We start from the raw sequence: 19,869 nt of genomic DNA on the forward strand, positions 1-19,869 counted from the left end.
GCCGCGACCTGGCCAACCACGTTCAGTCCAGGTCGGACATGTCCAGCACGAAGCGGTAGCGGACGTCGTTTCGCCGGAGGCGGTCGAGTGCCGTGCCCACCTGCGCCGAGGTGAGTACCTCGATGTCGGCGGTGACGCCGTTGTCGGCGCAGAACTGGAGCATCTCAGCTGTCGAGCGGCGGCCGCCGCTTCCGGCGGAGCTGAGCTTCTTGCGGCCGACAAGCAGGTCGGTGGTGTCGACGGTCACCGGACCCAGGAATCCGAGCAGGCTGAGGGTGCCGTCCATCGCCACCAGCTTCAGATACGGGGCGAGGTCGTGCGGTGCGGAGATGGTGTCGATGAGGAGGTCGAAGGTGTCGCGGGCCGCAGCCATCCCCCGGGGATCGGTGGAGTCGACGAAGTTGTCTGCGCCGAGCCGGTGGGCGTCGTCCCGCTTGTCCTGGGTACGGCTGATCACGGTCGTGGTAGCGCCGAGTGCCACGGCCATCTTGACCGCGAGGTGGCCCAGGCCGCCGAGTCCGGCCACGGCGACCCGAGTGCCTGGGCCGACGCGATGGGAGCGCAAGGGCTCCCAGACGGTGACGCCGGCGCACAGCAGCGGGGCGGTTGCGGCCGGGTCGAGGCCGGCGGGGAGCGGGTAGGCGAAGGTGTTCCGCACGACGTATTCGCGGGAGAAGCCACCCAGGGTCGTCGACCCGTCCCGTCGGTCTCTGCCGCCGTAGGTCAGAGTCGGGAAGGAGTGGCAGAAGTTCTCCTGTCCGGCTACGCACATGGCGCAGGTGCCGCAGGAGTCGACGATGTTGCCCACCGCGACGCTCTCGCCGATCGAGAAGTTGGTCACCTCGGGGCCGGTGCCGGTCACCACGCCGGTGAATTCGTGACCCGGCACCAGGGGTGCGTTGGTGTGCTGGTCGTAGTCGTGCAGGGCGTGCAGGTCGCTGTGGCAGACGCCGCAGTAGTCGATCCGCACCGCGATGTCGTCTGGGCGTAGGTCACGGCGCTCGATCGGGGTACGCCGCAGCGCCGTCGGGCCGGTAGCTCGCCATCCAATGGTCCCTCGCATGATCGACTCCTTTAAACAGACTGTTCGGTCTGTCTTAGCCTAGGTCGGACGGCGAGCCGAAGCAAACCAACCGTTCTGTTTGCTAGGGTGGGAGCATGCCGGAGCAGCCCCTGACCTCGCGAGGCGCCGCGACCTACCAGCGCATCCTGGACGCCGCCACCGAGGAGTTCGCCCAACACGGCATCGCCGGGGCACGCGTCGAACGCATCGTGACGGCGGCCCGCACCAACAAGGCGCAGCTCTACGCCTACTTCGGGGACAAGGAACGACTCTTCGACGCGATCTTCCTCAGCTCGCTGGAGCGCATCACCAACGTCGTGCCCATCGACGCCGACGATCTCGCCGACTGGGCCGTTCGCCTCTACGACGAATACCTGCGCCGCCCCGACCTCATCCGCCTCGCGACCTGGACGCGGCTGGAACGCCGGCCCGCCGGACACCTCGTCGAGACCCACCAGCACTACGACGATCGCAAGCTCACGGCCATCGCCGAGGCCCAGGCCGCCGGGCGGATCCGCGGCGGTGACCCGTTCGACGTCATGGCCCTGGTCATCGCGATGTCCATGGCCTGGTCGCCGGTGAGCAACGTCTATGCGGCCAGCAGCCAGGAACCCGACGACGTGCATTCCCGGCGTCGTGCTCTGCTTCGCGATTGCGTCCGACGAGCCACGGTGCCGACGGACCAGGATCAACCTGACCGCTGACCGCCGCGACCGATCCGGTGCTGACACGCTTGCGCCGCGATGCGACGCTGGGCTGATGGTCGAGGTGTCCCCGTCTCGGTCGCAACCCTCGCGCGGCCAGTGGCGTGTCGTCGTCCCGGCGGCGCTGCGTTGGGGGCTGCCGGTGTTGTGGGTGCTGTGGGCCGGTCTGGCGTGGTGGGTGGAGCCCCACGAGTCGACCAGAGCCCAGCTCGATCGGGATCTCGCGGCTGGCCGGGTGGTGACCTATCAACGGGCGAATGGCTGGGCCGGCGACGACGCCTACTGGGGAAGTCGACCTGAGCTACGGCCCGCCGAGCAGGGTTGGATGATCGCGTGGACGCTGCCGAGCGGTCAGACCCGGTACGCCCCCGTCCAACCGCCCGAACCGCAGTCGTACCCCGCTGAGCCGGGCCGGTCGGCGCACATCGGCCTGGATGCGCGGCTCGCCGCCGTAGCCGACCCGTGGCACGCCGGCGACGACACCGCGCACCGGATCGCGAACACCGCGGGCCTGCTCGCCGGTGTGTTGACTCTGCTCTGGCTGGGCCGGTTGATCGGCGGCGCGCCACCGCTGGCCGGTACCCGATGGTTCTGGTTCTGGATCGGGCTGCTGCCTTTCGGCACGGGTGTGCTCGCCTGGACGTACCGGGAGCTCTGGCGGCCCCCGCCAGCACCGGTCCCCGACCGGGGCTCGGGCTGGCGTGGCTTCGGTTGGTTGATCCTCGCCGGAATCGGGATCGGCCTGCTTGTGTCGGTGGCCCGTTGGCTGCTCGGCAGCACGGCGGTGCCCGGCTAACCGGCCCCCGAGGCGGCGATGGTCACCTACGGTGACGCCATGGACCCTTCGGCGGTCTGGCGGGACCGGCAGCACCGGTGGCGGATCGAGGCGTACCGCGCGCCGGACCTGCGCTTCGCCATCTACGCCACCAACGGCCCCACCGAGTCGGTGCCGCTGTGGCTGTTCGGGATGTCGGCGCTGGCCCGGTGGCTGATGACCCACGCCATCTCTCTGGACGACCTGGAGGTCGACTGAGCGGGGGCGCGGTCGCGAACCGGGCCCGCGCCGCGCCCCGCTGCGGTTGAGTGACCTCAGACGGCGGACGGGGGTACGCGATGGGCGGTCAGCTCGGGCAGTTGGCGTTGGTGGCCGTGCTGGTGCTGGTCAACGCCGCGCTCTCCGGCAGCGAGATGGCGCTGGTGACCCTGCGGGAGGGGCAGTTGCGGCGGCTGGGTCGGCGCAGCCGTGCCGGCGACCGGTTGGTGCAGCTGTCTCGCGACCCGAACCGTTACCTGGCCACGATTCAGCTCGGCATCACCCTGGCCGGGTTCCTGGCCTCGGCGGCGGCAGCGGTGTCGTTGGCCTCTCCGTTGGTCGGGCCGTTGGGTTTCCTCGGCGGGGCGGCGCGTCCCGCCGCGGTGCTGCTGGTGACGGTGCTGCTGACGTTCGTCACGCTGGTGCTCGGGGAGTTGGCCCCGAAGCGGCTGGCCATGCAGCGGGCCGAGCGTTGGGCGCTGCTGAGCGCCGGCCCGTTGGATCTGCTGGCTCGGCTGTCCCGGCCGGCGGTGTGGCTGCTCAGCCGGGCCACCGACGCGGTCGTGCGGCTCGCCGGTGGGGACCCGCGGGCGAACCGGGAGGAGACGACCGAGGAGGAGCTGCGGGAGATGCTGGCCAGCCAGCGCGGCCTGTCGGCCCAGCAGCGGGAGATCCTGACCGGCGCGTTCGACATCGCCGGCCGGACGCTGCGGGAGATCCTGGTGGCCCGGCGGGAGGTGACCACGCTGCCGGCCGGTCTGGCCGCCGACGAGGGGGTCCGACAGTTGGCCGCCGCCGGGCGGTCCCGCGCTCCCGTCACCGGCCCCGGCGGCCTGGACGAGGTGCTCGGGGTGGTGCACATCCGCGACCTGGTGCGGGCCGGCACCGCCCCGGTGGGTGAGCGGGTCCGGGCGCCGCTGCTGTTGCCGGTGACCCTGCCGGTCGCCGACGCGATGCGTCAGCTGCGCCAGGAGCATCAGCAACTGGCCCTGGTGGTCGACGAGCACGGGGGCATCGACGGCATGGTCACCATGGAGGATCTGCTGGCCGAGGTGGTTGGCGAGTTGTACGACGAGACCGACCGGGACGTGCGCGGGGTCGTCCGGGAACCGGACGGGTCGCTGCTGGTGCCCGGTGACTTTCCGCTGCACGACCTGCCCGACCTGGGGGTGCGGCTGAGCTTTCCGTTGTCCCGGGACTACACGACGGTGGCTGGTCTGGTGCTGGCCCGACTGCGGCACCTGCCGGACTCCCCGGGTGAGACGGTGCGGCTGCCCGGGCTGACCCTGCAGGTGGTGGAGGTCGCCGACCGGGCGGTGCGCAGGGTGCGGCTCTGCGGGTTCGTCACCGAGCGCTGAGCCGTCACCCAGAAGACTGACACAATGCCCAAATCGACAAAGCGGGAACGCGGTACGCCTACGGTGCCAGACGTGAAGGACCGAGGGTTGCGTACGTTCGTCACGGTGCTGGCCGGCCTCGCGGTGATCTACTTCGGCAGCGCCGGCCGCAGCCCCGAGGAGGGCCGTGGCATCTCCGGCGGGGTGGTGGTCCTGGCGTTGCTCGCCGCGCTGCTGGTGTGGCACCTGACCCGCCCGGGGGACAAGACGGTCAAGTGAGCGCCTCAGCGGGCGGCGACGCGGGTGACCTCACCGGCGGACTCCTCACCCAGCGCCACCCGCACCAGCGCTGACGCGAGCCGGCCGAAGTCCGGTTCGTCGACGAGACCGGCGAGCCGGTCCGGGGACCCCGGCAGACCCAGCCGCTTCGCCCCGGCCAGGGCCCGACGGTCGGCGTACGGGCGCACGTCCGACCAGACCGTCTGCGCCTCGCGCAGGTAGATGTCCGCGCCGGTGGGGCCGATGCCGGGGAACTCGGTGAGCCGCCGCCGCAACCCGGTCGGGTCGCCCTGGGCCTCCCGGTGCAGGCGTCGCAGGTCACCGTGCCAACGGTCCAGGCACAGCCGGGCGCCGGTGCCGAGCATGGTGGCGGTCCGCTCGTCGTAGCGGCGGTAGTGGCCCCGGCCCAGCGCGTCGACGCGCTCCTGCCAACTGGCCGCCTCCATGGCCTGTGGAGTGCGGTAGCCGGCGGCGAACAGCTCCCGCGCGGCGTCCACCGCCACGCACGCGCGGATCCGGGTGCTCAGCAACGTGGTCAGCACCAGCAGCTGATACAGCGGCCCCGGCCGGTCGGAGAGCCGGATGCCGGCCTCCTCCGCGTACGTGCGGCCACGCCGGTCGAGCAGCACCCGCACCACAGTTCGATCATTGCCCACCCCGTCGGGTTACCCACTTGGGGACTCGGTAGCCGTCGCACCGCTGACAGTGGCCGGAATGCCACCGGGGCGGGCGGGTATGCCGAGGCGTGGAGGCGGTCGATGCCGCCTGCCGTACCCGGAAGGGAGACACCCGTGGTCAATCCGCAGCAGGAAGAGTTCCGGCGCAACGCCAAGGGCGCCACCAGCCAGGACAGCAAGGGGCCCAAGCCGACCGGGCACCCGCTCAACAGTGGGACGTCGCGCGGGGACGCCGGTCGACCGGTGCCCAAGGGGCAGGTGTCGCCGTACGGCCCGGCCGGCGAGCCGGTGGCCGAGGACGACAGCGACACCCGCTGACCGATGGGCTAGCGACCGCGGGCTGGCGGCCGCCGCAACCTGTTCCAGGTGGCGGCGGCCGCCAGTCCGTACGCGAGGTGCGGGATGATGTCGGAGATCCAGTCGGAGCGCCGCCACGTACGCGGGTCGCTGATCCCGAGCACGGTGATCGACCCGTCGGTCATGGTCATCACGCCCGCGCCGAGCAGACCGGTGGCCACCGGCAACGGCTGACGTCGACCACCGGCGTAGAGCGCGAACCCGACGCCCGCGGCGACGCCGAGCCCGTAACCGATCAGCGGCCCGAGGCCCGAGCGGCGGTTGGCCGCCCGGGCCCCGTTCCCCAGGTCCACGTGCGCGATCCCGGCCAGCCGGTCGACGGTCTCCTGGGGGACGTCGCTCTCCGGCCGTCCCCGTAGCGCCATGTCGAGGTAGCTGACCACGTTCAGCGCGGTGCTGCCGACGGCGCCCGCGATCGCGCCGTCGGCAACGTCGACAGTCCTCACTTCGGGTCGCCCGGTTCGCGCTCGCTCTTCGGGCCGTACGTCCGCTCACCGCGCACCACGCCCCGTTGACCGCGATCCTCCTGGAGGATCCGGTTCGCGACCTGGTTGGCCTTGCCGTCGGGTACTCGACGCCCGGAGTCGTCGATCGCGTTGCGCAACCGCGCGCGCTGCTTGTCGTACGCGTTACTGCCCGGCCGTGGTCCTGGCATCTGTGCCTCCTTCGTCGGTCTGGGCACCTGGTGCTGCCCACCGTCCGCTGGGCGTACCGCGGCCGTCTACCCGTCTGGCGGCGGACCAACCCCGGCGCCGCTACTGGGGCGCGCGGACCACTACCACCGGGCACTGCGCGTGGTGCAGCATCGACTGGCTCACCGACCCCAGCAGCAACCCGGTCACCTCGCCGCGCCCGCGCCCACCGACGACGGCGAGTTGGGCGGAGCGGGACGCCTCGGCGAGCACGGTGCCGGGTCGGCCGTGCACCACCTGGCAGGTCAACCGCAGACCCCTGTGGTCCTCGGTGAGCCCGGTCAGCCACCCGGCGAGCATCCGCTCCTGCTCGCCGCGCAGCTTCGCCTCGTCGTACACCAGGGGTTGCATGTCGCCCGGGCCGCTGCTGCCGGGGTGTCGGTAGGCGTGCACGGCCACCAGCGGCACGCCGAGCGACACGGCGGTCTCGGCGGCGAAGTCCGCCGCCCGCCGGGAGGCGTCCGAGCCGTCCACCGCGACCAGGACCGGCTCGTCGGGTCGTTGCGTGCCGCGCGCGACCAGCACCGGGCAGTCGGCGTACGCGGCGACCTGCACCGCGACCGAGCCGACCAGCAGGGCGGAGAACCCACCCAGCCCGCGGTCGCCGAGCACTATGAGCGCGGCGGTGGGGGATTCGCCCACCAGCACCGCTGCGGCCTCACCGTCGATGATCTCGCCGGAGATCGACATCCCGGGCACTGTCGCCTCGGCCTCGCGCACGGCGGCCTCGACGAGTTCCTCGGCCTGGTGGCGCAGCCCACCGCCGGGCGGCGCGTCCGGGGCGGGGGAGACCGGTACGTGCAGCAGCGGCCAGATGAAGCCGTGCACGACCCGCAGCGGTCGGTGCCGGCGCGCCGCCTCGGTCGCGGCGAGACGCACGGCGCGCAGCGCCGACTCCGAGCCGTCGACGCCGACCACCACCGCCGCGTTGTTCGCCGAGTTCACCGCCCACCTCCCGCTCGCGGCCAGTATCGCGGGCCCGGACGCCCTCGCGCCGCGATACCGCTGAGCACGTCCCGGTCGGTACGCTGGCGACGACCGGGGAGGGAGCGCCGCCGATGGGTGAACCAGACCAGCCGAGCACCGCTCGCATGATCGACTTTTGGCTCGGCGGGCAGCATCACTTTCCCGTGGACGTGGCCGCCGCGAACGCGTTCGAGCAGGCGTACGGCCCGTGCGCTCCGGTGTTCGGCGAGCTGCGGGCGTTCCTGGGCCGGGCGGTGCGGGAGATGGCCGAGCAGGGCGTTGACGGGTTCCTGGTGTTCGGCGCCGGGGTGCCGACGATGGGCAACGTGCACGAGGTCGCCACCGAGGCGACAGTGCTCTACACCGACGTCGACCCGGTCACCATCCGACTGGGGCAGAGCATCCTCGCCGGCAGCGACCGGGCCGGCTACGGCTTCGGCGACGCGACCGACATCGGCACCATCGACCCGGCCCAACTGCACCGTTTCGTGCCGGGCTGGGGTCGGCGGCCGGTCGGGGTGGTCTTCCTCGGCCTGGCCGCGTTCCTCGACGACGCCACGCTGACCCGCACCCTCGACGAGTTGTACGCTGCCGCGGCGCCGGGCAGCCTGCTCGCTGTGGACTTCGACACCGAAGAGTTGGCCGGTCATCCGCAGGCGCTGGCCATGATGGGGCCGCAGTTCCGGATGCGTCCACCGGCGGCGTTCGCGCCCCTGCTGGGTCGGTGGGCGCCGACGGCGGACGGGATCGTCCCGGTCGCCGAGTGGCGGCCGGACGGCCCGCCGGCGCGGGTGCCCGACGCGTTTCACGGTGTGCTCGCGACCCGCGCGGAGGACTGACCGCGCCGCTCGTCTGTCCGGGGGCGTCCGTATGATGCTTGCCCTATGGCAAGCTTCTGGGGAGGGCGACGATGGTAGACGCGCCGGACGTGGTGTCGCGCGCGTTGCGCGAGGCGCCGCCCGACCAGCTGGCGGAGGCGGCGGACCGGGCGATCCGGTCCACGATGGGCGCGCTGCGCACCGACGTCTTCGTCGCCGACTACCGGATCAGCGGCCTGTGGCCGGTGCTGGACCCGGACCTGCCGGCGGGCGGCTTCCTGGCCTGCCACACCATGGCGCAGCGCTGCTTCAGCAGCCAGCAGCCGGTACGCGACGGTGATGGCCCCTGCCGGCTCTACCTGCCCTTGACGGTGTGGGGGGAGCGGCTTGGTGTGCTGCTGATCGAGCTTCCGACCGTACCCAACGCGACGGTCACCGGTCGGGCGACGGACATCGCCGGCGCTCTGGCGGTGGCGATGCGCGCGGCGGACCGGGAGACCGACCGTTACCGGCGGGCCCGCCGTCGGGAGCGACTGACGATGGCCGCCGAGATGCAGTGGGACCTGCTGCCCGGTCGTGGTGTGTCGCACCACGCGTTCGATCTGGCCGGCCAGCTGGAACCGGCGTACACAGTCGGCGGCGACCACTTCGACTGGTCGTTGGACGGCGACCGTCTCACCGTGACGGTGCTCAACGGCGAGGGCAGTGGGCTGGCGGCGTCCCTGTTGACCGCCGTCACTGTCAACGCGATGCGCAACGCGCGGCGCTCCGGTGGCGGCCTGGTGGAACAGGCCGAGCTGGCCTCGGACACGGTCTTCTACCAACACCGGGGCGCCCGGTACGTGGCCACCCTGCTGTTGGAGCTGGACACTCGCCTCGGCCGGGTGCGTGCCGTCGACGCGGGCTCCCCCCATCTGTTGCGGATGCGGGGGTCCACTGTCGAGCCGATGAAGCTCGATCAGCAACTGCCACTGGGCATGTTCGCCGAGACCCGCTACGAGCTTCAGGAGGTGCAACTCGCCCCGGGTGACCGGCTCTTCGTGGTCAGTGACGGGGTGTGGGCCGCCGAGCCGCCGGGTCAGGAGCCGTACGGGCAGCGGGTGATGGCTCGGTCCCTGCGCGCCACGCGGCTGCAGCCGCCGGCCGAGGCGGTTGGTACGGTGATGCGCGAACTGCACGCCTATCACGCGGATTCCGATCTGCGCGACGACGCCGTCGTGGTCTGTCTGGACTGGCACGGTCCGCGCGAACGGGGCACGGGGTGAGATTCGCCGCCGCGTTGCCGGGCGGGCACCAGCGCGACGACGGCAGGGGACATCAGGTGGAGCGACCTGCGGATCTCGCCGCGGCGATCGACGCGGCCGCCGGGACGCTGATCGCCGTGCTGGAGTCTGCCGCGTCGCGGCATCAGGTGCCGCCCACCCAGCTGAGAGTGCTCACGCTGATCAGCGGTCGGCCGGAGACCAACGTCAACGGTTTGGCGGAGTTGCTGGACGTGGTGCCCTCCTCGGCGAGCCGCCTGTGCGACCGGCTGGAGGCGACCGGGCTGTTGCGTCGGGTGGCCGATCCCCGTGACCGGCGTGAGGTGCGGTTGGTGCCGACCGCTGCGGCGCTGACCCTGTTGGGGGAGTTGGCCGAGCGGCGGCAGCGCGCGGTGCAGGCGGTGTTGGACCGGATGCCGGTGCGGATGCAGCACGAGCTGTTGCTGGCGCTCGCCGGGTTCGCTCGGGCGGCGACCTCGGTTCCCGAGCAGCAGACCGAGCCCGCCGTCCAGACGGCCTGAGCGCCGTCCCCCCCTTCCACTAGTATCCTAGGACGCTTTAGGCGTGGTGATCCACGCCACAGTGCGGCACAGCCGCACCGACAGCCCGCGGCGGCGCCCTGCCAGCGAGAGGAAGCCCGATATAGTGGCAGCGCACCTACCCGGCCCGCGATCATCGAGATCGCGGGCCGCATCAGGGGAAGGGGCCCCGCCCGGGGCCGCAGGGGAGAGCCGGCGCTGGTCGGCCCGACAGCGCGTACGACCCTCAGCCGCGCCCGGCGCCGGCCGGGGGCCCGCGTGCCGTGGAGGAGGATCGGTGTCGCGTCGGCCGGCTCGGGCGGAGCAACCGCGGGACACCGGTGACGAGACTCCCGGCAACCAGGTCCTCACCCTGCCCAACCTGATCAGCTTCGGGCGGCTGCTGGGCGTGCCGCTCTTCCTCTATCTGTTCCTGGTGGTGCGGGCCGACGTGGCCGCGGTCGTGGTGCTGGCCATCGGCGGCACCACCGACTGGGTCGACGGCTGGATCGCCCGCCGCCTGCACCAGGTCAGCCGCCTGGGCGAGCTGCTCGACCCGCTCGCCGACCGGCTCTACATCCTCGCCACCCTGGTCGCCTTCACCGTGCGGGAGGTGGTGCCGTGGCAGTTCACCGCGGCGCTGCTGGCCCGTGAGGTGCTCCTGCTGGCCTCGCTGGCGGTGCTGCGTCGCTACGGGTACGGGCCGCCGCCGGTGCACTACGTGGGCAAGACCGCCACGTTCCTGCTGCTCGCGGCGTTCCCGGTGCTGCTGTTGGCCAGCGCGGCGACCGACGTGGCGACGGCGACGAGCGCCATCGGTTGGGCGTTGGCCTGGTGGGGGCTGGTGCTGTACTGGGTGGCCGGCGGGATGTACGTGGTGCAGGCGGCCCGGCTGGTGCGCGCGGCGCGCGGTCCGGGAGCGGCGGCGTGAGCGCGCCTCGGCTGGGCAAACCCGGCCAGGACCGGGTGTACGCGCCGGATTTCCTCACCGAGCTGTTCCGCAACCCGCTGGATCCGGGGTACGCGGACGCGGCTGCGGCGCGTCGGCGCTCGGCGGAGTCGGCTCCGGCGCGGGGGTGGCGGGCCCTGCCGGCGCGGTCGGTGAGCCTGGTCGTGGTGGTGATGCTCGGTTTCCTGTTCGCGGTCGCGTACCGGCAGACGATGGCGGACGAGCCGGGGCGCAGCCAGGCCCGTTCGGGTCTGGTGGCGCAGATCAAGGAGCGGGAGAGCCAGACCGATCGGTTGTCCACGCAGGCGGACCAGCTGCGCGAGGAGGTCAGTCGGCAGCGGGACGCGGCGTTGAGCGGGTCGGCTGCCGCCCGGTTGCGCAACCTGGAGGCGAGCACCGGGCTGGGTCGGGTGCGCGGTGATGGTGTGGTGGTGCGGTTGGCGGACGCGCCGGACAAGGCGGACGCGGTCACCGGTGCCGGCGCTGGGCCGCCGCGGGTGCTCTACAGCGACCTTCAGGGTGTGGCGAACGCGTTGTGGAGTGCTGGCGCGGAGGCGATCGCCATCAACGGGCAGCGGTTGACGTCGACGTCGACGATCCGGTCGGCGGGTGAGGCGATGCTGGTGGATTTCCGGCCGGTGACCGGGCCGTTCGAGGTGTCGGCGATCGGGCCGGGTTCGATGCGGCGCAAGTTCGAGGACAGCCGGAACGCGGCGCTGATGCGGAAGGTCGCGCAGGGGACGGGGTTGTCGTTCGGTGTGCGGGAGGCGGATGACCTCACCCTGCCGGCGGCGCCGGAGCCGCAGCTACGCTACGCCAAGCCGTCGGTCAGTCCGAGCCCTTCCGCGTCGGGTGTCCGTTCCGGCAGTCCCGGGTCGTCCGGTCCGGCGACGACAGTTAGCCCCTCCGGAGGTGGCCGATGATCGCGGTGTTGGCGTTGCTCGCCGGTGTGGTGTTGGGCGTGTGGCTTGATCCCACGGTGCCGGCGGCGTTGCAGCCGTACCTGCCGATCGCGGTGGTGGCCGCGTTGGACGCGGTGTTCGGTGGGGTGCGGGCCCGGTTGGACCGCATCTTCGACGACAAGCAGTTCGTGGTGTCGTTCATTTCGAACGTGCTGGTGGCTGGTCTGATCGTGTATCTGGGTGACCAGTTGGGGGTGGGTGGGCAGTTGTCCACCGGTGTGGTGGTTGTGTTGGGTGTGCGTATCTTCGGCAACGTGGCGGCGATCCGTCGGCACCTGTTCCGGGCGTAGGTTGGGTTGCGATGAGTGACGAGCAGACCGACACGGGGACCGGGTGGCCGCAGCCGGCGGGTCCGGTGCGGCCGGCTGGGCCGGCGGGTGAGCCGGATCCGCGGCCGGATGCGCCGGATCCGGATGAGTTGAGCCCGTTGGCGCCGCAGGGGCCGGCGCAGCCGTCGGATGACGAGCCTGCGGCGGAGCCGGGCGTGGAGCCGGTTGATGATGGTGCGACGGTGGACCTGAGCGCGGTGTCGCGGTCGGGGGAGCCGGTCGCGGATTCCGACGGGTTGGCGGAGCCGGTGGGGGAGTCGGTGGCGCCGGTGGTGGCTGGTCGGTCCCGGGTGAGTACGGCCGGGGTGATGATCGCCGCGTTGTTGGCGTTGCTGGGGTTCACGTTGGTCGTGCAGTTGAAGACGACGTCGACGGACCCGACGCTGGGTGCCACCCGGCAGGAGGACCTGGTCCGGATCCTGTCGGATCTGGATGCGCGGGAGAACCGCCTGCAGCAGGACATCCGGGCTCTGGAGGACAGTCAGCGGCAGTTGCGCTCGGGTGAGCAGGGTCGTCAGGCGGCGTTGGATGAGGCGACGCGGCGGGCGGACGAGTTGGGCATCCTGGCGGGGACGTTGCCGGCGGTAGGCCCGGGGTTGACTGTGCAGTTCGACGCCGGGGTGAAGCCGATCTCGGCGAACCGGGTGTTGGACGCGGTGCAGGAGCTGCGCGGTGCGGGTGCCGAGGCGATGCAGATCTCCGGTGGGGATCGGGCGACGGTGCGGATCATCGCGTCGACGTACTTCCTCGACGATAGGGACAACGGGTCGTTGATGGTGGAGGGGCGTCGGTTGTCGGGGCCGTACACGATCACGGTGATCGGTGATCCGGCGACGATGCGTACGGCGTTGAACATTCCTGGTGGGGTGGTGGCGTCGGTCCGGGGTGACGGCGGTAACGTGACGTTTGGGGAGCGTGAGGTTGCCGAGGTTTCGGCGCTGCACGTGCCGATCAAGTTGGAACACGCCCGTCCGGTCTCCTGACCGGCGCGGCCGCGCCGGACCCGGGTGGTCCGGGGCACCGATGGATGAAGGACGCGTCTGGTGATTCCCGAGGATCTGCGATACACCGCCGAGCATGAGTGGGTGGCGGGTGACGGCACGGCTTCGGTCCGGGTCGGCATCACCCACTTCGCGCAGGACGCGCTCGGTGACATCGTGTACGTGCAGTTGCCCGAGGCGGGTGCGGTGGTCGCGGCCGGTGACTCGTTGGGTGAGATCGAGTCGACCAAGAGTGTGTCGGAGATCTACGCGCCGGTGGCCGGTACGGTGGCGGCGCGCAACGACGCGTTGGCTGACACGCCTGAGCTGATCAACACTGATCCGTACGGTGAGGGTTGGTTGGTGGAGATCACGCCGAATGATCCGACTGCGACGGATGGGTTGCTGACGGCGGCCGCGTATCAGAAGATCACCGAAGGCTGAGTGTGCTTGATCCGGTGCGTGGGATGTCTGCGCGCGTCCGGTTGCCCTGCATTTCGGCGCTGGCTAGGCTCGCCCAGTCGACCGAGAACCCAATAGTTGAGCGTTGCGGAATTGCCTTCCCGGGCACGGGGAGCCAGCCGCCGGGTGTTCAAGTGCCCGGCGGCCAGACCCGCCATTACCCGACGCCGACCGAACAGATCCGTGAGGTGGTCCCATGACGCGGCCAGACGACGAGTTCCCCCCACTCGACGTCACTTCGACGCTCAATCTCGGTTCGCTCGACGAAGTGCTGGAGGGGCCGGATACCGATGTGGTGCCGAGCCGGATGTCCGGTTCGTTGCCGCCGGGTATGGCGCTGCTGGTGGTTCGTCGAGGTCCGAATGCGGGTGCCCGGTTCTTGTTGGACCACGATGTGACGACCAGTGGCCGGCACCCGGACAGTGACATCTTCCTGGACGACGTGACGGTGTCGCGTCGGCATGCGGAGTTCCACCGTGATGGTGGGACGTTCACGGTGCGGGACGTGGGCAGCCTGAATGGCACGTACGTCAATCGTGAGCGGGTTGAGGCGGCCACGTTGAGCAATGGTGACGAGGTCCAGATCGGTAAGTTCCGGGTGGTGTTCATCGCCGGTCCGCGCCCGGAGGAGGAGGCCGGCCGGGGGTGAACGAGCCTGCGGCCTCCATGTCACCCGGGGCGGCTCGGTCTGAGCCGCTGATGAGCATCGGTGAGGTGCTTGGGCAGTTGCGGGTGGATTTTCCGGATACCACGATTTCGAAGCTGCGGTTTCTTGAGGCCGAGGGTTTGGTCGAGCCGCAGCGGACGGCGGCGGGTTACCGGAAGTACAGCTGGGACGATGTGGCGCGGTTGCGGTTCGTGTTGACCGCGCAGCGGGACAAGTACCTGCCGTTGCGGGTGATCCGGGAGCAGTTGGCCCAGTGGGATTCGTCCGGTGAGCAGCCGGGGCGGTCGCGGCCGGCGTTGGTGGCGGTTGGTCCCGATGGTGCGGTGCCGGGTCGTGAGTTGGCGGAGCCGGCCGAGTCGTCGCAGGTGCGGCTCGGCCGGGTGGATCTGGTGGCGCGTAGTGGGATCGACGAGTCGACGTTGGTGGAGTTGGAGCGGCTCGGTGTGCTGGTGTCGGATCCGCCGGGGTGGTATGACGCGGATGCTCTGATCATCGCGTCGGCGGTGGCGGGGTTGGCGGCGTACGGGTTGGAGCCGCGGCACCTGCGGGGTTATCGGACGGCGGCGGACCGGGAGGTCGGTTTGTTCGCGCAGTTGGTGGCGCCGTTGGCGCGGCAGAGTGATCCGGCGGCGCGGGCGCGGGCTGCGGAGACGGCGCGGGAGTTGGTGGCGTTGTCGGAGCAGTTGCACGCGGCGTTGGTGCGGGTGGGGCTGCGGTCGACGTTGGGTCGGTGAGGGTGCCCGGTGGGTGGCGGCTGAGCGGAAAGATCTCTTCCGGGAAGCGTGCCGTAGGCTTGCCGGGGTAACCCCTTTTCGGCGCGGGCGTGGTGCTGTAGCGCATGGGACGGCCGTGTTGCGGTCCGTGTACCGTGCAGGGAAGGGCGCGGTGCGGCGTAGGTGACAACGACACGGAGGCGGCGGTGCGCGAGCTGAGCGTGGTCGGAGTTCGGGTGGAGCTGCCCAGCAACCAGCCGATCGTCCTGCTCAGGGAGGTCGAGGGGGACCGCTATCTGCCGATCTGGATCGGCGCGGTCGAGGCGACGGCTATCGCTTATGAGCAGCAGGGGGTCAAGCCGGCCCGGCCGTTGACGCATGATCTTCTGCGGGATGTGTTGGCGGCGTTGAAGGCGCCCTTGCAGGCGGTGGAGATCACCGAGCTGAAGGAGAACGTCTTCTACGCGGATCTGTTGATCGGCGATGGGGTGCGGGTGTCGGCGCGGCCGAGCGATTCGATCGCGTTGGCGTTGCGGGTTGGTGCGCCGATTCGTTGTGCGGAGCAGGTCCTCAGCGAGGCGGGGATCGTTATCCCTGATGAGCAGGAGGACGAGGTGGAGAAGTTCCGCGAGTTCCTGGAGCAGGTGCGTCCGGAGGATTTCGCGGGCTGAGGTGTGCCTGGGCTCGGTTGGTGATCTTTCTCGGTGGCTGCGCGGCGTGTCGCGTCGGTTCCTCCGTGGTAACCCCTGACGGTGGCGATAGGGTTTCCATGTCGAGGGGTGCGCGTCGGAGGAAACGATGCGTCGCCACACTGACGGGGAGGTTGTCCGGATGCACGAGCCGCGGGATTCCGATCCGGGTGCAGGGTTCGACGAGTCGGGTGCCTCGTCGCCAGGTGTGGCGGCTGAGGGTGACGGTTCGGTTGGCTACCGGGGTGTGACGGCCTGCCATGCGGTGGGCATCAGTTACCGGCAGTTGGATTACTGGGCGCGGACGACGCTTGTGGTGCCGAGCGTTCGTGACGCCTCGGGTTCGGGGACGCAGCGGTTGTATTCGTTCCGGGACCTGGTGGTGTTGAAGGTCGTGAAGCGGTTGTTGGATGCGGGGGTGTCCCTGCAGAACATCCGTAAGGCGATCGAGGCGTTGCGGTCGCGTGGTGTGGAGGATCTGGCGGGGATCACGCTTATCTCTGATGGGACGACGGTGTACGAGTGCCGGTCTCCGGAGGAGGTGGTCGATCTGTTGCAGGGTGGCCAGGGGGTCTTCGGCATCGCGATCGGTGGGGCTTTCAAGGAGATCCAGGGGTCGTTGTCGCATCTGCCGGCGGAGCCGGCGACGAGCGGCCCGGTGGAGCCGGCGGTGGCGTCGGGGCCGGATCCGGTGGGTGACGAGTTGGCGGCGCGGCGGGCGCGGCGGCGCGCCGGCTGACCGTTCGGTCTTTCGATTTTTTTCGGTTGTTTTCTCGCGACAGTCGGTGACGGTGGCAGGCATCTATCGGCCGTGCCAGTCCACTGTGGATACCGTGGGTGTTGTGCTGGTGGCCCATTGTGGAGATACCGATCGGTAGTGGTGACGCACCGTGTCGGCGTGTTGTCGGGAATCCGATAAGGGGGCGCTGACCGGGGGCGGTTGACACGCTATGGTCCCTCACGGTTCTGGACCCTTCACCCCCGGAAGGAACGACCGTGACGGTTACGGAAGAGACTGCTCCCGCCTCGCACTACGACCGCATTGGCGGCGCCAGTTCGGTCAAGGCGGCGGTTGAGCTGTTCTACGACAAGGTGCTCGCGGACCCGGAGTTGGCGGGCTATTTCGTTGGCGTGGACATGGCGGGTCAGCGGCGGCATCTGGCGTTGATGTTGACTGTGGTGCTGGGTGGCCCGAACGAGTACACGGGTCGCGGGTTGGCCGAGGCGCACCAGCCGTTGAACATCACGGTGGGGCACTACGCGAAGGTGGGCGAGCACCTGACGGTGACGCTGACCGAGCTGGGGGTGCCGGCGGACGTCCTCGCCCACGTGCAGACAGTGCTGGGGCAGGTGCAGGGCCAGGTGGTGGCTGCCGGGAACAGGTCGGGCGTCTGAGCGTGGACGCCGCTCGCCTCAAGCAGAGCTGGTCGGTGGTCGCCGGTCACGGCGACCAGGTGCCGCTCTACTTCTACTCGACGTTGTTCCTCGCTCATCCCGAGACGCGGCAGATGTTCCCCACGAACATGGCCGGTCAGCGGGACCGCCTCGTGACCGCGTTGGGTCACATCGTGTCCAACGTGGACCAGGTGGATCGGCTGGTGGGTTTCCTGCAGGATCTCGGCGCGGATCACCGCAAGTTCGCGGTCCGCGCGGAGCACTATCCGGCGGTCGGTGAGGCGTTGGTGGCGACGTTGCAGCATTTCCTCGCCGAGCAGTGGACCGACGAGTTGGCTGCGGACTGGACGGCCGCGTACGGGTTGGTCGCCCAGGTGATGATGGAGGCCGCGCAGGCCGCTGAGGCGGTCAATCCGCCGTGGTGGGTGGCGGAGATCGTGGCGCATGAGCGGCGGGCGTTCGACGTGGCGGTGTTGACGGTGCGTCCGCAGTATCTGTTGCCGTTCACGCCGGGTCAGTCGGTCGGGGTGTCGCACCCGTCGGTGCGGTCGTGGCGGTACTACTCGCCGGCGAACGCGCCGCGGGCGGACGGCACGTTGGAGTTGCATGTGCGGGCCGCGCCGGGGGGCGCGGTGTCGTCGCGGCTGGTGTACGGGTCGGCGGTGGGGGATCGGATCCACCTGGCGGCGCCGGTGGGGGACCGGTTGGGATTGTGGTCGGCGGGCTCCAGTGACCTGTTGCTGTTGGTCTCGGGTACCGGCTGGGCGCCGGTGAAGGCGTTGGTGGAGCAGGTGGCCGCGGAGGGTTCCCGTCGGCGGGTGGACCTGTACGTGGGGGCCCGGTCCCGTAGCGAGTTCTACGACAGCGACGCGATCGACAAGTTGGCGTCGTCGTATCCGTGGTTGACGGTGACGTACGTGGTCGGTGCCGACGTGCACCGGCCGGGGGAGTTCGTGCAGGCGGTGGACCGGGCGTTGGCCGACGGTGACTGGCGGTCCCGGCACGTGTTCGTGTGTGGGTCGGACGAGATGGTGTCGCACGCGGTGCGAACGTTGGTGCAGGCGGGTTTCCACGCGGGTCAGGTGCACCACGAGGGCCTGGGCGCGCAGTGGTACGGCCCGGCGTGGCGGACGGCGGTGCAGCAGTCGGCTGCGGGTGACACTTCGGGAGGTGGGCACAGGTGAGCGCGATCAGTGAGCTTGCGAGCCCGGCGGTCGCGAACGGAGGTCTGCACAGGTGAGTGCGACGCCGATCAGTCGGTATGACGGGGTGCAGGTTTCCGGCGGTGTGCAGGTGCGGATCACCGCCGACCGGGTTCGGCGGTGGGAGTTCGGTGCGGCGTCGTTCGCTCGGCGTGGTTACGACAACGCTGACGTGGACCGGTTCCGGGTGCAGGTCGCTGACGAGTTGGACCTGTTGGCGACGCAGATCGCGACGTTGCGGGCGGAGAACGAGCGGCTGACCGACCGGGTGGAGTTGCACCGGCACGGGGTGATTCCGAGTACGGGGGCGGCGGCGAAGGTCCCGGCGGCGCGGGAGGTGAATCTGCTGTCGGCGGCGCAGCGGGAGGCCGAGCAGATCATCGCGCAGGCGCATGACTACGCGCGTCGGGTCGCCGAGTACGCCCGGGTGCAGTACGAGAGTTACCTGCACGCGGCGGAGGCGGAGGCGAAGCAGGAGGCGGAGCGGGCGGTGGCGGAGTACCGCAGCGCGGCGGGGTCGAGCTTCGACGACACGGTGGCGACCCGGGAGGCGTTGCGGATCTTCGGTGAGATGATGGTGTCGCACATGCAGGCGGCGGCGCGGCATCTCGACGACGGCAGTGAGCAGTTGGCGCGCACGATGGATCGGATCGCGGCGGAGACGCCGGGGGCGCCGTTCGTGGGTGGCGTGGTGGGCCAGTCGGCGTTGCCGCGGCACCAGCAGCGCTGAGTCGCCGGGTGGGGTGCGCTGACGTGGACCCCGCCCGGCGCGTTGGCGGCGGTGGCATAGTCGGAGGGGTCAGGCGGGGCTGACGGGTGGCCCGCCCCTGGGAGAGGCGCCGTCGTGTCGGTATCACCGTCCCCGTCCGGCGGGTCAGCGGACCCGCTGGCCCCGTTGGAGGCGTCGGCGTGGGCGCTGGCGGCCGCGGTCGGCACCATGAGTGACGCCCTGTCGGCCCCGCTCGCGGAGGTCCTCGCGGCGTCGCCGCACCGCAGCGCGGTGCTGGAGGCCGCGGGTCTGCTGCCCTCAGACGGCGGGACGCCGGTCGCGCACCCGTCGCTGGTGCCTGCCGACGGGCCGACCGGGCGCAGCGCGGTGCAGGCGCGGTTGAGTTCGCTGCGGCAGGCGGTCGCCGCGGCGGCGCAGGAGCCTTCCGGCGGGGGTGGGGCCGGCTGGGCGCAGGTGGACGACGAGGTGTTGCTGCATCAGGGTCGGGCGTCGGCGGCGACCGGCCGGGCGTTGGCGACCCGGGTGGTGCCCGAGTTGCCGGGGCTGGCGCAGCGCTTGGACTCGGCGGACGCCCGGGTGTTGGATGTGGGCACCGGTGTGGCGGCGTTGGCCGTCGCCCTGGCCCGCGCGTTGCCCCGGGTGTCGGTGGTGGGTATCGACGTGCTGCAACGGGCGTTGGACCTGGCCGGCGGGGAGTTGGCCGAGGCGCGCGATGTCGCGGATCGGATCAGTTTGCGCCGGCAGGACGTCGCGGAGGTGGCCGAGCCCGGCGGGTACGACCTGGTCTGGGTGCCGGCGCCGTTTCTTCCCCAGCAGACGTTGGCGCTCGCGCTGCCCCGGCTGGTGCGGGCGCTGCGACCCGGTGGCTGGCTGGTGGCGGGCACCAATGCGCCGGCCGGGGACCCGTTGCGGGCGGCCGTCGACCGGTGGAACGCCGTGCGTAACGGCGGCAACGCCTTCGACGCCGACCGGATGGCGGAGGTGCTGGCGGGGGCCGGGTTGGGTGAGGTTCGGCGTTTTCCGACCGTCCCGGGCGGGCCGGTGTTGGTCGCCGCGCACCGCCCGGGCGGCTGAGGGCGACAGTC

General features: G+C 71.0%; 27 protein-coding genes. 22 read left to right on the top strand and 5 right to left on the bottom strand.

Annotated features, from left to right (window positions below; genetic code table 11):
* Positions 1-22: 22 nt before the first annotated feature.
* Positions 23-1,063: an NAD(P)-dependent alcohol dehydrogenase gene (locus PSH03_RS09890; protein ID WP_238688927.1), complete on the bottom strand. Its 1,041-nt coding sequence runs from the start codon at positions 1,061-1,063 to the stop codon at positions 23-25.
* A 95-nt stretch (positions 1,064-1,158) separates the two neighbouring features.
* On the opposite strand from PSH03_RS09890, the gene PSH03_RS09895 reads away from it, so the two are divergent.
* The 5 genes from PSH03_RS09895 (at position 1,159) to PSH03_RS09915 (ending at position 4,416) form a co-directional block, all read left to right on the top strand.
* Positions 1,159-1,767 (top strand): TetR/AcrR family transcriptional regulator, encoded by a 609-nt coding sequence (locus PSH03_RS09895; RefSeq protein ID WP_238688928.1) that lies wholly within the window; start codon positions 1,159-1,161, stop codon positions 1,765-1,767.
* 55 nt (positions 1,768-1,822) lie between these two features.
* The gene (locus PSH03_RS09900) at positions 1,823-2,563 is read left to right on the top strand and encodes a hypothetical protein (protein WP_238688929.1); all 741 of its coding nucleotides are present in this window, start codon (positions 1,823-1,825) and stop codon (positions 2,561-2,563) included.
* Between the two features lie 39 nt (positions 2,564-2,602).
* A complete protein-coding gene (locus PSH03_RS09905) occupies positions 2,603-2,800 on the top strand; it encodes a hypothetical protein (protein WP_030327722.1) in 198 nt (65 codons plus the stop codon).
* An 80-nt stretch (positions 2,801-2,880) separates the two neighbouring features.
* Positions 2,881-4,158 (top strand): hemolysin family protein, encoded by a 1,278-nt coding sequence (locus PSH03_RS09910; protein ID WP_210783871.1) that lies wholly within the window; start codon positions 2,881-2,883, stop codon positions 4,156-4,158.
* 72 nt (positions 4,159-4,230) lie between these two features.
* Entirely contained in the window at positions 4,231-4,416 is a 186-nt protein-coding gene (locus PSH03_RS09915) for a hypothetical protein (RefSeq protein WP_036410487.1), read from the top strand.
* A 5-nt stretch (positions 4,417-4,421) separates the two neighbouring features.
* Here PSH03_RS09915 and PSH03_RS09920 read toward each other — a convergent pair whose 3' ends face one another.
* Complete coding sequence (locus PSH03_RS09920) at positions 4,422-5,072, bottom strand: hypothetical protein (RefSeq protein WP_210783810.1); 651 nt, start codon at positions 5,070-5,072, stop codon at positions 4,422-4,424.
* A gap of 135 nt (positions 5,073-5,207) precedes the next feature.
* On the opposite strand from PSH03_RS09920, the gene PSH03_RS09925 reads away from it, so the two are divergent.
* Positions 5,208-5,411, top strand: a complete 204-nt coding sequence (locus PSH03_RS09925) for a hypothetical protein (RefSeq protein WP_210783812.1) — start codon at positions 5,208-5,210, stop codon at positions 5,409-5,411.
* A gap of 8 nt (positions 5,412-5,419) precedes the next feature.
* Here the strand turns inward: PSH03_RS09925 and PSH03_RS09930 are convergent, their stop codons facing one another.
* The 3 genes from PSH03_RS09930 to PSH03_RS09940 form a co-directional block, all read right to left on the bottom strand.
* The gene (locus PSH03_RS09930) at positions 5,420-5,896 is read right to left on the bottom strand and encodes a hypothetical protein (protein ID WP_210783814.1); all 477 of its coding nucleotides are present in this window, start codon (positions 5,894-5,896) and stop codon (positions 5,420-5,422) included.
* Positions 5,893-6,105 (bottom strand): phosphatidylethanolamine-binding protein, encoded by a 213-nt coding sequence (locus PSH03_RS09935; protein ID WP_088948250.1) that lies wholly within the window; start codon positions 6,103-6,105, stop codon positions 5,893-5,895. The genes PSH03_RS09930 and PSH03_RS09935 overlap by 4 nt, the downstream gene beginning before the upstream one ends.
* 100 nt (positions 6,106-6,205) lie before the next feature.
* Positions 6,206-7,087 carry a universal stress protein gene (locus PSH03_RS09940; RefSeq protein WP_210783816.1) on the bottom strand — a complete coding sequence of 294 codons (882 nt, stop codon included), beginning with the start codon at positions 7,085-7,087 and terminating at the stop codon, positions 6,206-6,208.
* A gap of 113 nt (positions 7,088-7,200) precedes the next feature.
* Between PSH03_RS09940 and PSH03_RS09945 the strand changes: the two genes are divergently transcribed.
* The 16 genes from PSH03_RS09945 to PSH03_RS10030 all read left to right on the top strand — a co-directional run bounded on the left by PSH03_RS09945 (position 7,201) and on the right by PSH03_RS10030 (position 19,858).
* Positions 7,201-7,947: an SAM-dependent methyltransferase gene (locus tag PSH03_RS09945; protein ID WP_238688930.1), complete on the top strand. Its 747-nt coding sequence runs from the start codon at positions 7,201-7,203 to the stop codon at positions 7,945-7,947.
* Positions 7,948-8,018: 71 nt separating this feature from the next.
* A complete protein-coding gene (locus tag PSH03_RS09950) occupies positions 8,019-9,191 on the top strand; it encodes a PP2C family protein-serine/threonine phosphatase (RefSeq protein WP_210783820.1) in 1,173 nt (390 codons plus the stop codon).
* 56 nt (positions 9,192-9,247) lie between these two features.
* The gene (locus PSH03_RS09955) at positions 9,248-9,709 is read left to right on the top strand and encodes a MarR family winged helix-turn-helix transcriptional regulator (RefSeq protein ID WP_210783872.1); all 462 of its coding nucleotides are present in this window, start codon (positions 9,248-9,250) and stop codon (positions 9,707-9,709) included.
* Positions 9,710-10,004: 295 nt separating this feature from the next.
* Positions 10,005-10,637: a cardiolipin synthase ClsA gene (gene clsA, locus PSH03_RS09960; protein ID WP_238688931.1), complete on the top strand. Its 633-nt coding sequence runs from the start codon at positions 10,005-10,007 to the stop codon at positions 10,635-10,637.
* The gene (locus tag PSH03_RS09965) at positions 10,634-11,578 is read left to right on the top strand and encodes a DUF881 domain-containing protein (protein WP_210783824.1); all 945 of its coding nucleotides are present in this window, start codon (positions 10,634-10,636) and stop codon (positions 11,576-11,578) included. The genes clsA and PSH03_RS09965 overlap by 4 nt, the downstream gene beginning before the upstream one ends.
* Positions 11,575-11,907 (top strand): small basic family protein, encoded by a 333-nt coding sequence (locus PSH03_RS09970; RefSeq protein ID WP_030327710.1) that lies wholly within the window; start codon positions 11,575-11,577, stop codon positions 11,905-11,907. Before PSH03_RS09965 ends, PSH03_RS09970 begins: the two co-directional genes overlap by 4 nt.
* Positions 11,908-11,918: 11 nt before the next feature.
* Positions 11,919-12,929, top strand: coding sequence for a DUF881 domain-containing protein (locus tag PSH03_RS09975; protein ID WP_210783826.1), 1,011 nt, complete (start codon positions 11,919-11,921; stop codon positions 12,927-12,929).
* 60 nt (positions 12,930-12,989) lie between these two features.
* Entirely contained in the window at positions 12,990-13,370 is a 381-nt protein-coding gene (gene gcvH / locus PSH03_RS09980; protein WP_091397961.1) for a glycine cleavage system protein GcvH, read from the top strand.
* Between the two features lie 214 nt (positions 13,371-13,584).
* Positions 13,585-14,037: an oxoglutarate dehydrogenase inhibitor Odhl gene (gene odhI / locus PSH03_RS09985; RefSeq protein WP_007071101.1), complete on the top strand. Its 453-nt coding sequence runs from the start codon at positions 13,585-13,587 to the stop codon at positions 14,035-14,037.
* Between the two features lie 50 nt (positions 14,038-14,087).
* Positions 14,088-14,789 carry a transcriptional regulator FtsR gene (gene ftsR, locus PSH03_RS09990; RefSeq protein WP_210783828.1) on the top strand — a complete coding sequence of 234 codons (702 nt, stop codon included), beginning with the start codon at positions 14,088-14,090 and terminating at the stop codon, positions 14,787-14,789.
* 185 nt (positions 14,790-14,974) lie between these two features.
* Positions 14,975-15,439: a bifunctional nuclease family protein gene (locus tag PSH03_RS09995; RefSeq protein WP_030327706.1), complete on the top strand. Its 465-nt coding sequence runs from the start codon at positions 14,975-14,977 to the stop codon at positions 15,437-15,439.
* A 160-nt stretch (positions 15,440-15,599) separates the two neighbouring features.
* Entirely contained in the window at positions 15,600-16,196 is a 597-nt protein-coding gene (locus PSH03_RS10000) for a MerR family transcriptional regulator (protein WP_210783830.1), read from the top strand.
* 257 nt (positions 16,197-16,453) lie between these two features.
* The gene (locus tag PSH03_RS10005; protein ID WP_210783832.1) at positions 16,454-16,852 is read left to right on the top strand and encodes a group I truncated hemoglobin; all 399 of its coding nucleotides are present in this window, start codon (positions 16,454-16,456) and stop codon (positions 16,850-16,852) included.
* 2 nt (positions 16,853-16,854) lie between these two features.
* Positions 16,855-18,036 carry a globin domain-containing protein gene (locus PSH03_RS32420; protein ID WP_210783834.1) on the top strand — a complete coding sequence of 394 codons (1,182 nt, stop codon included), beginning with the start codon at positions 16,855-16,857 and terminating at the stop codon, positions 18,034-18,036.
* Between the two features lie 52 nt (positions 18,037-18,088).
* Positions 18,089-18,784 carry a DivIVA domain-containing protein gene (locus PSH03_RS32655; protein WP_210783836.1) on the top strand — a complete coding sequence of 232 codons (696 nt, stop codon included), beginning with the start codon at positions 18,089-18,091 and terminating at the stop codon, positions 18,782-18,784.
* Positions 18,785-18,898: 114 nt separating this feature from the next.
* Positions 18,899-19,858, top strand: coding sequence for an SAM-dependent methyltransferase (locus tag PSH03_RS10030; RefSeq protein WP_238688932.1), 960 nt, complete (start codon positions 18,899-18,901; stop codon positions 19,856-19,858).
* The last annotated feature ends 11 nt before the right edge of the window (positions 19,859-19,869 follow it).

Source organism: Micromonospora salmantinae, from assembly GCF_022230905.1.
GTDB classification, from domain to species: domain Bacteria; phylum Actinomycetota; class Actinomycetes; order Mycobacteriales; family Micromonosporaceae; genus Micromonospora; species Micromonospora salmantinae.

Coding starts and splice junctions, on each gene's coding strand:
- PSH03_RS09905 (WP_030327722.1), top strand. CDS start 2,603: ATGGACCCTTCGGCGGTCTGGCGGGACCGGCAGCACCGGTGGCGGATC.
- PSH03_RS09935 (WP_088948250.1), bottom strand. CDS start 6,105: ATGCCAGGACCACGGCCGGGCAGTAACGCGTACGACAAGCAGCGCGCG.
- PSH03_RS09970 (WP_030327710.1), top strand. CDS start 11,575: ATGATCGCGGTGTTGGCGTTGCTCGCCGGTGTGGTGTTGGGCGTGTGG.
- PSH03_RS09890 (WP_238688927.1), bottom strand. CDS start 1,063: ATGCGAGGGACCATTGGATGGCGAGCTACCGGCCCGACGGCGCTGCGG.
- PSH03_RS09975 (WP_210783826.1), top strand. CDS start 11,919: ATGAGTGACGAGCAGACCGACACGGGGACCGGGTGGCCGCAGCCGGCG.
- PSH03_RS10000 (WP_210783830.1), top strand. CDS start 15,600: ATGCACGAGCCGCGGGATTCCGATCCGGGTGCAGGGTTCGACGAGTCG.
- PSH03_RS09910 (WP_210783871.1), top strand. CDS start 2,881: ATGGGCGGTCAGCTCGGGCAGTTGGCGTTGGTGGCCGTGCTGGTGCTG.
- PSH03_RS09945 (WP_238688930.1), top strand. CDS start 7,201: ATGGGTGAACCAGACCAGCCGAGCACCGCTCGCATGATCGACTTTTGG.
- PSH03_RS09895 (WP_238688928.1), top strand. CDS start 1,159: ATGCCGGAGCAGCCCCTGACCTCGCGAGGCGCCGCGACCTACCAGCGC.
- ftsR (WP_210783828.1), top strand. CDS start 14,088: ATGAGCATCGGTGAGGTGCTTGGGCAGTTGCGGGTGGATTTTCCGGAT.
- odhI (WP_007071101.1), top strand. CDS start 13,585: ATGACGCGGCCAGACGACGAGTTCCCCCCACTCGACGTCACTTCGACG.
- PSH03_RS09950 (WP_210783820.1), top strand. CDS start 8,019: ATGGTAGACGCGCCGGACGTGGTGTCGCGCGCGTTGCGCGAGGCGCCG.
- PSH03_RS09900 (WP_238688929.1), top strand. CDS start 1,823: ATGGTCGAGGTGTCCCCGTCTCGGTCGCAACCCTCGCGCGGCCAGTGG.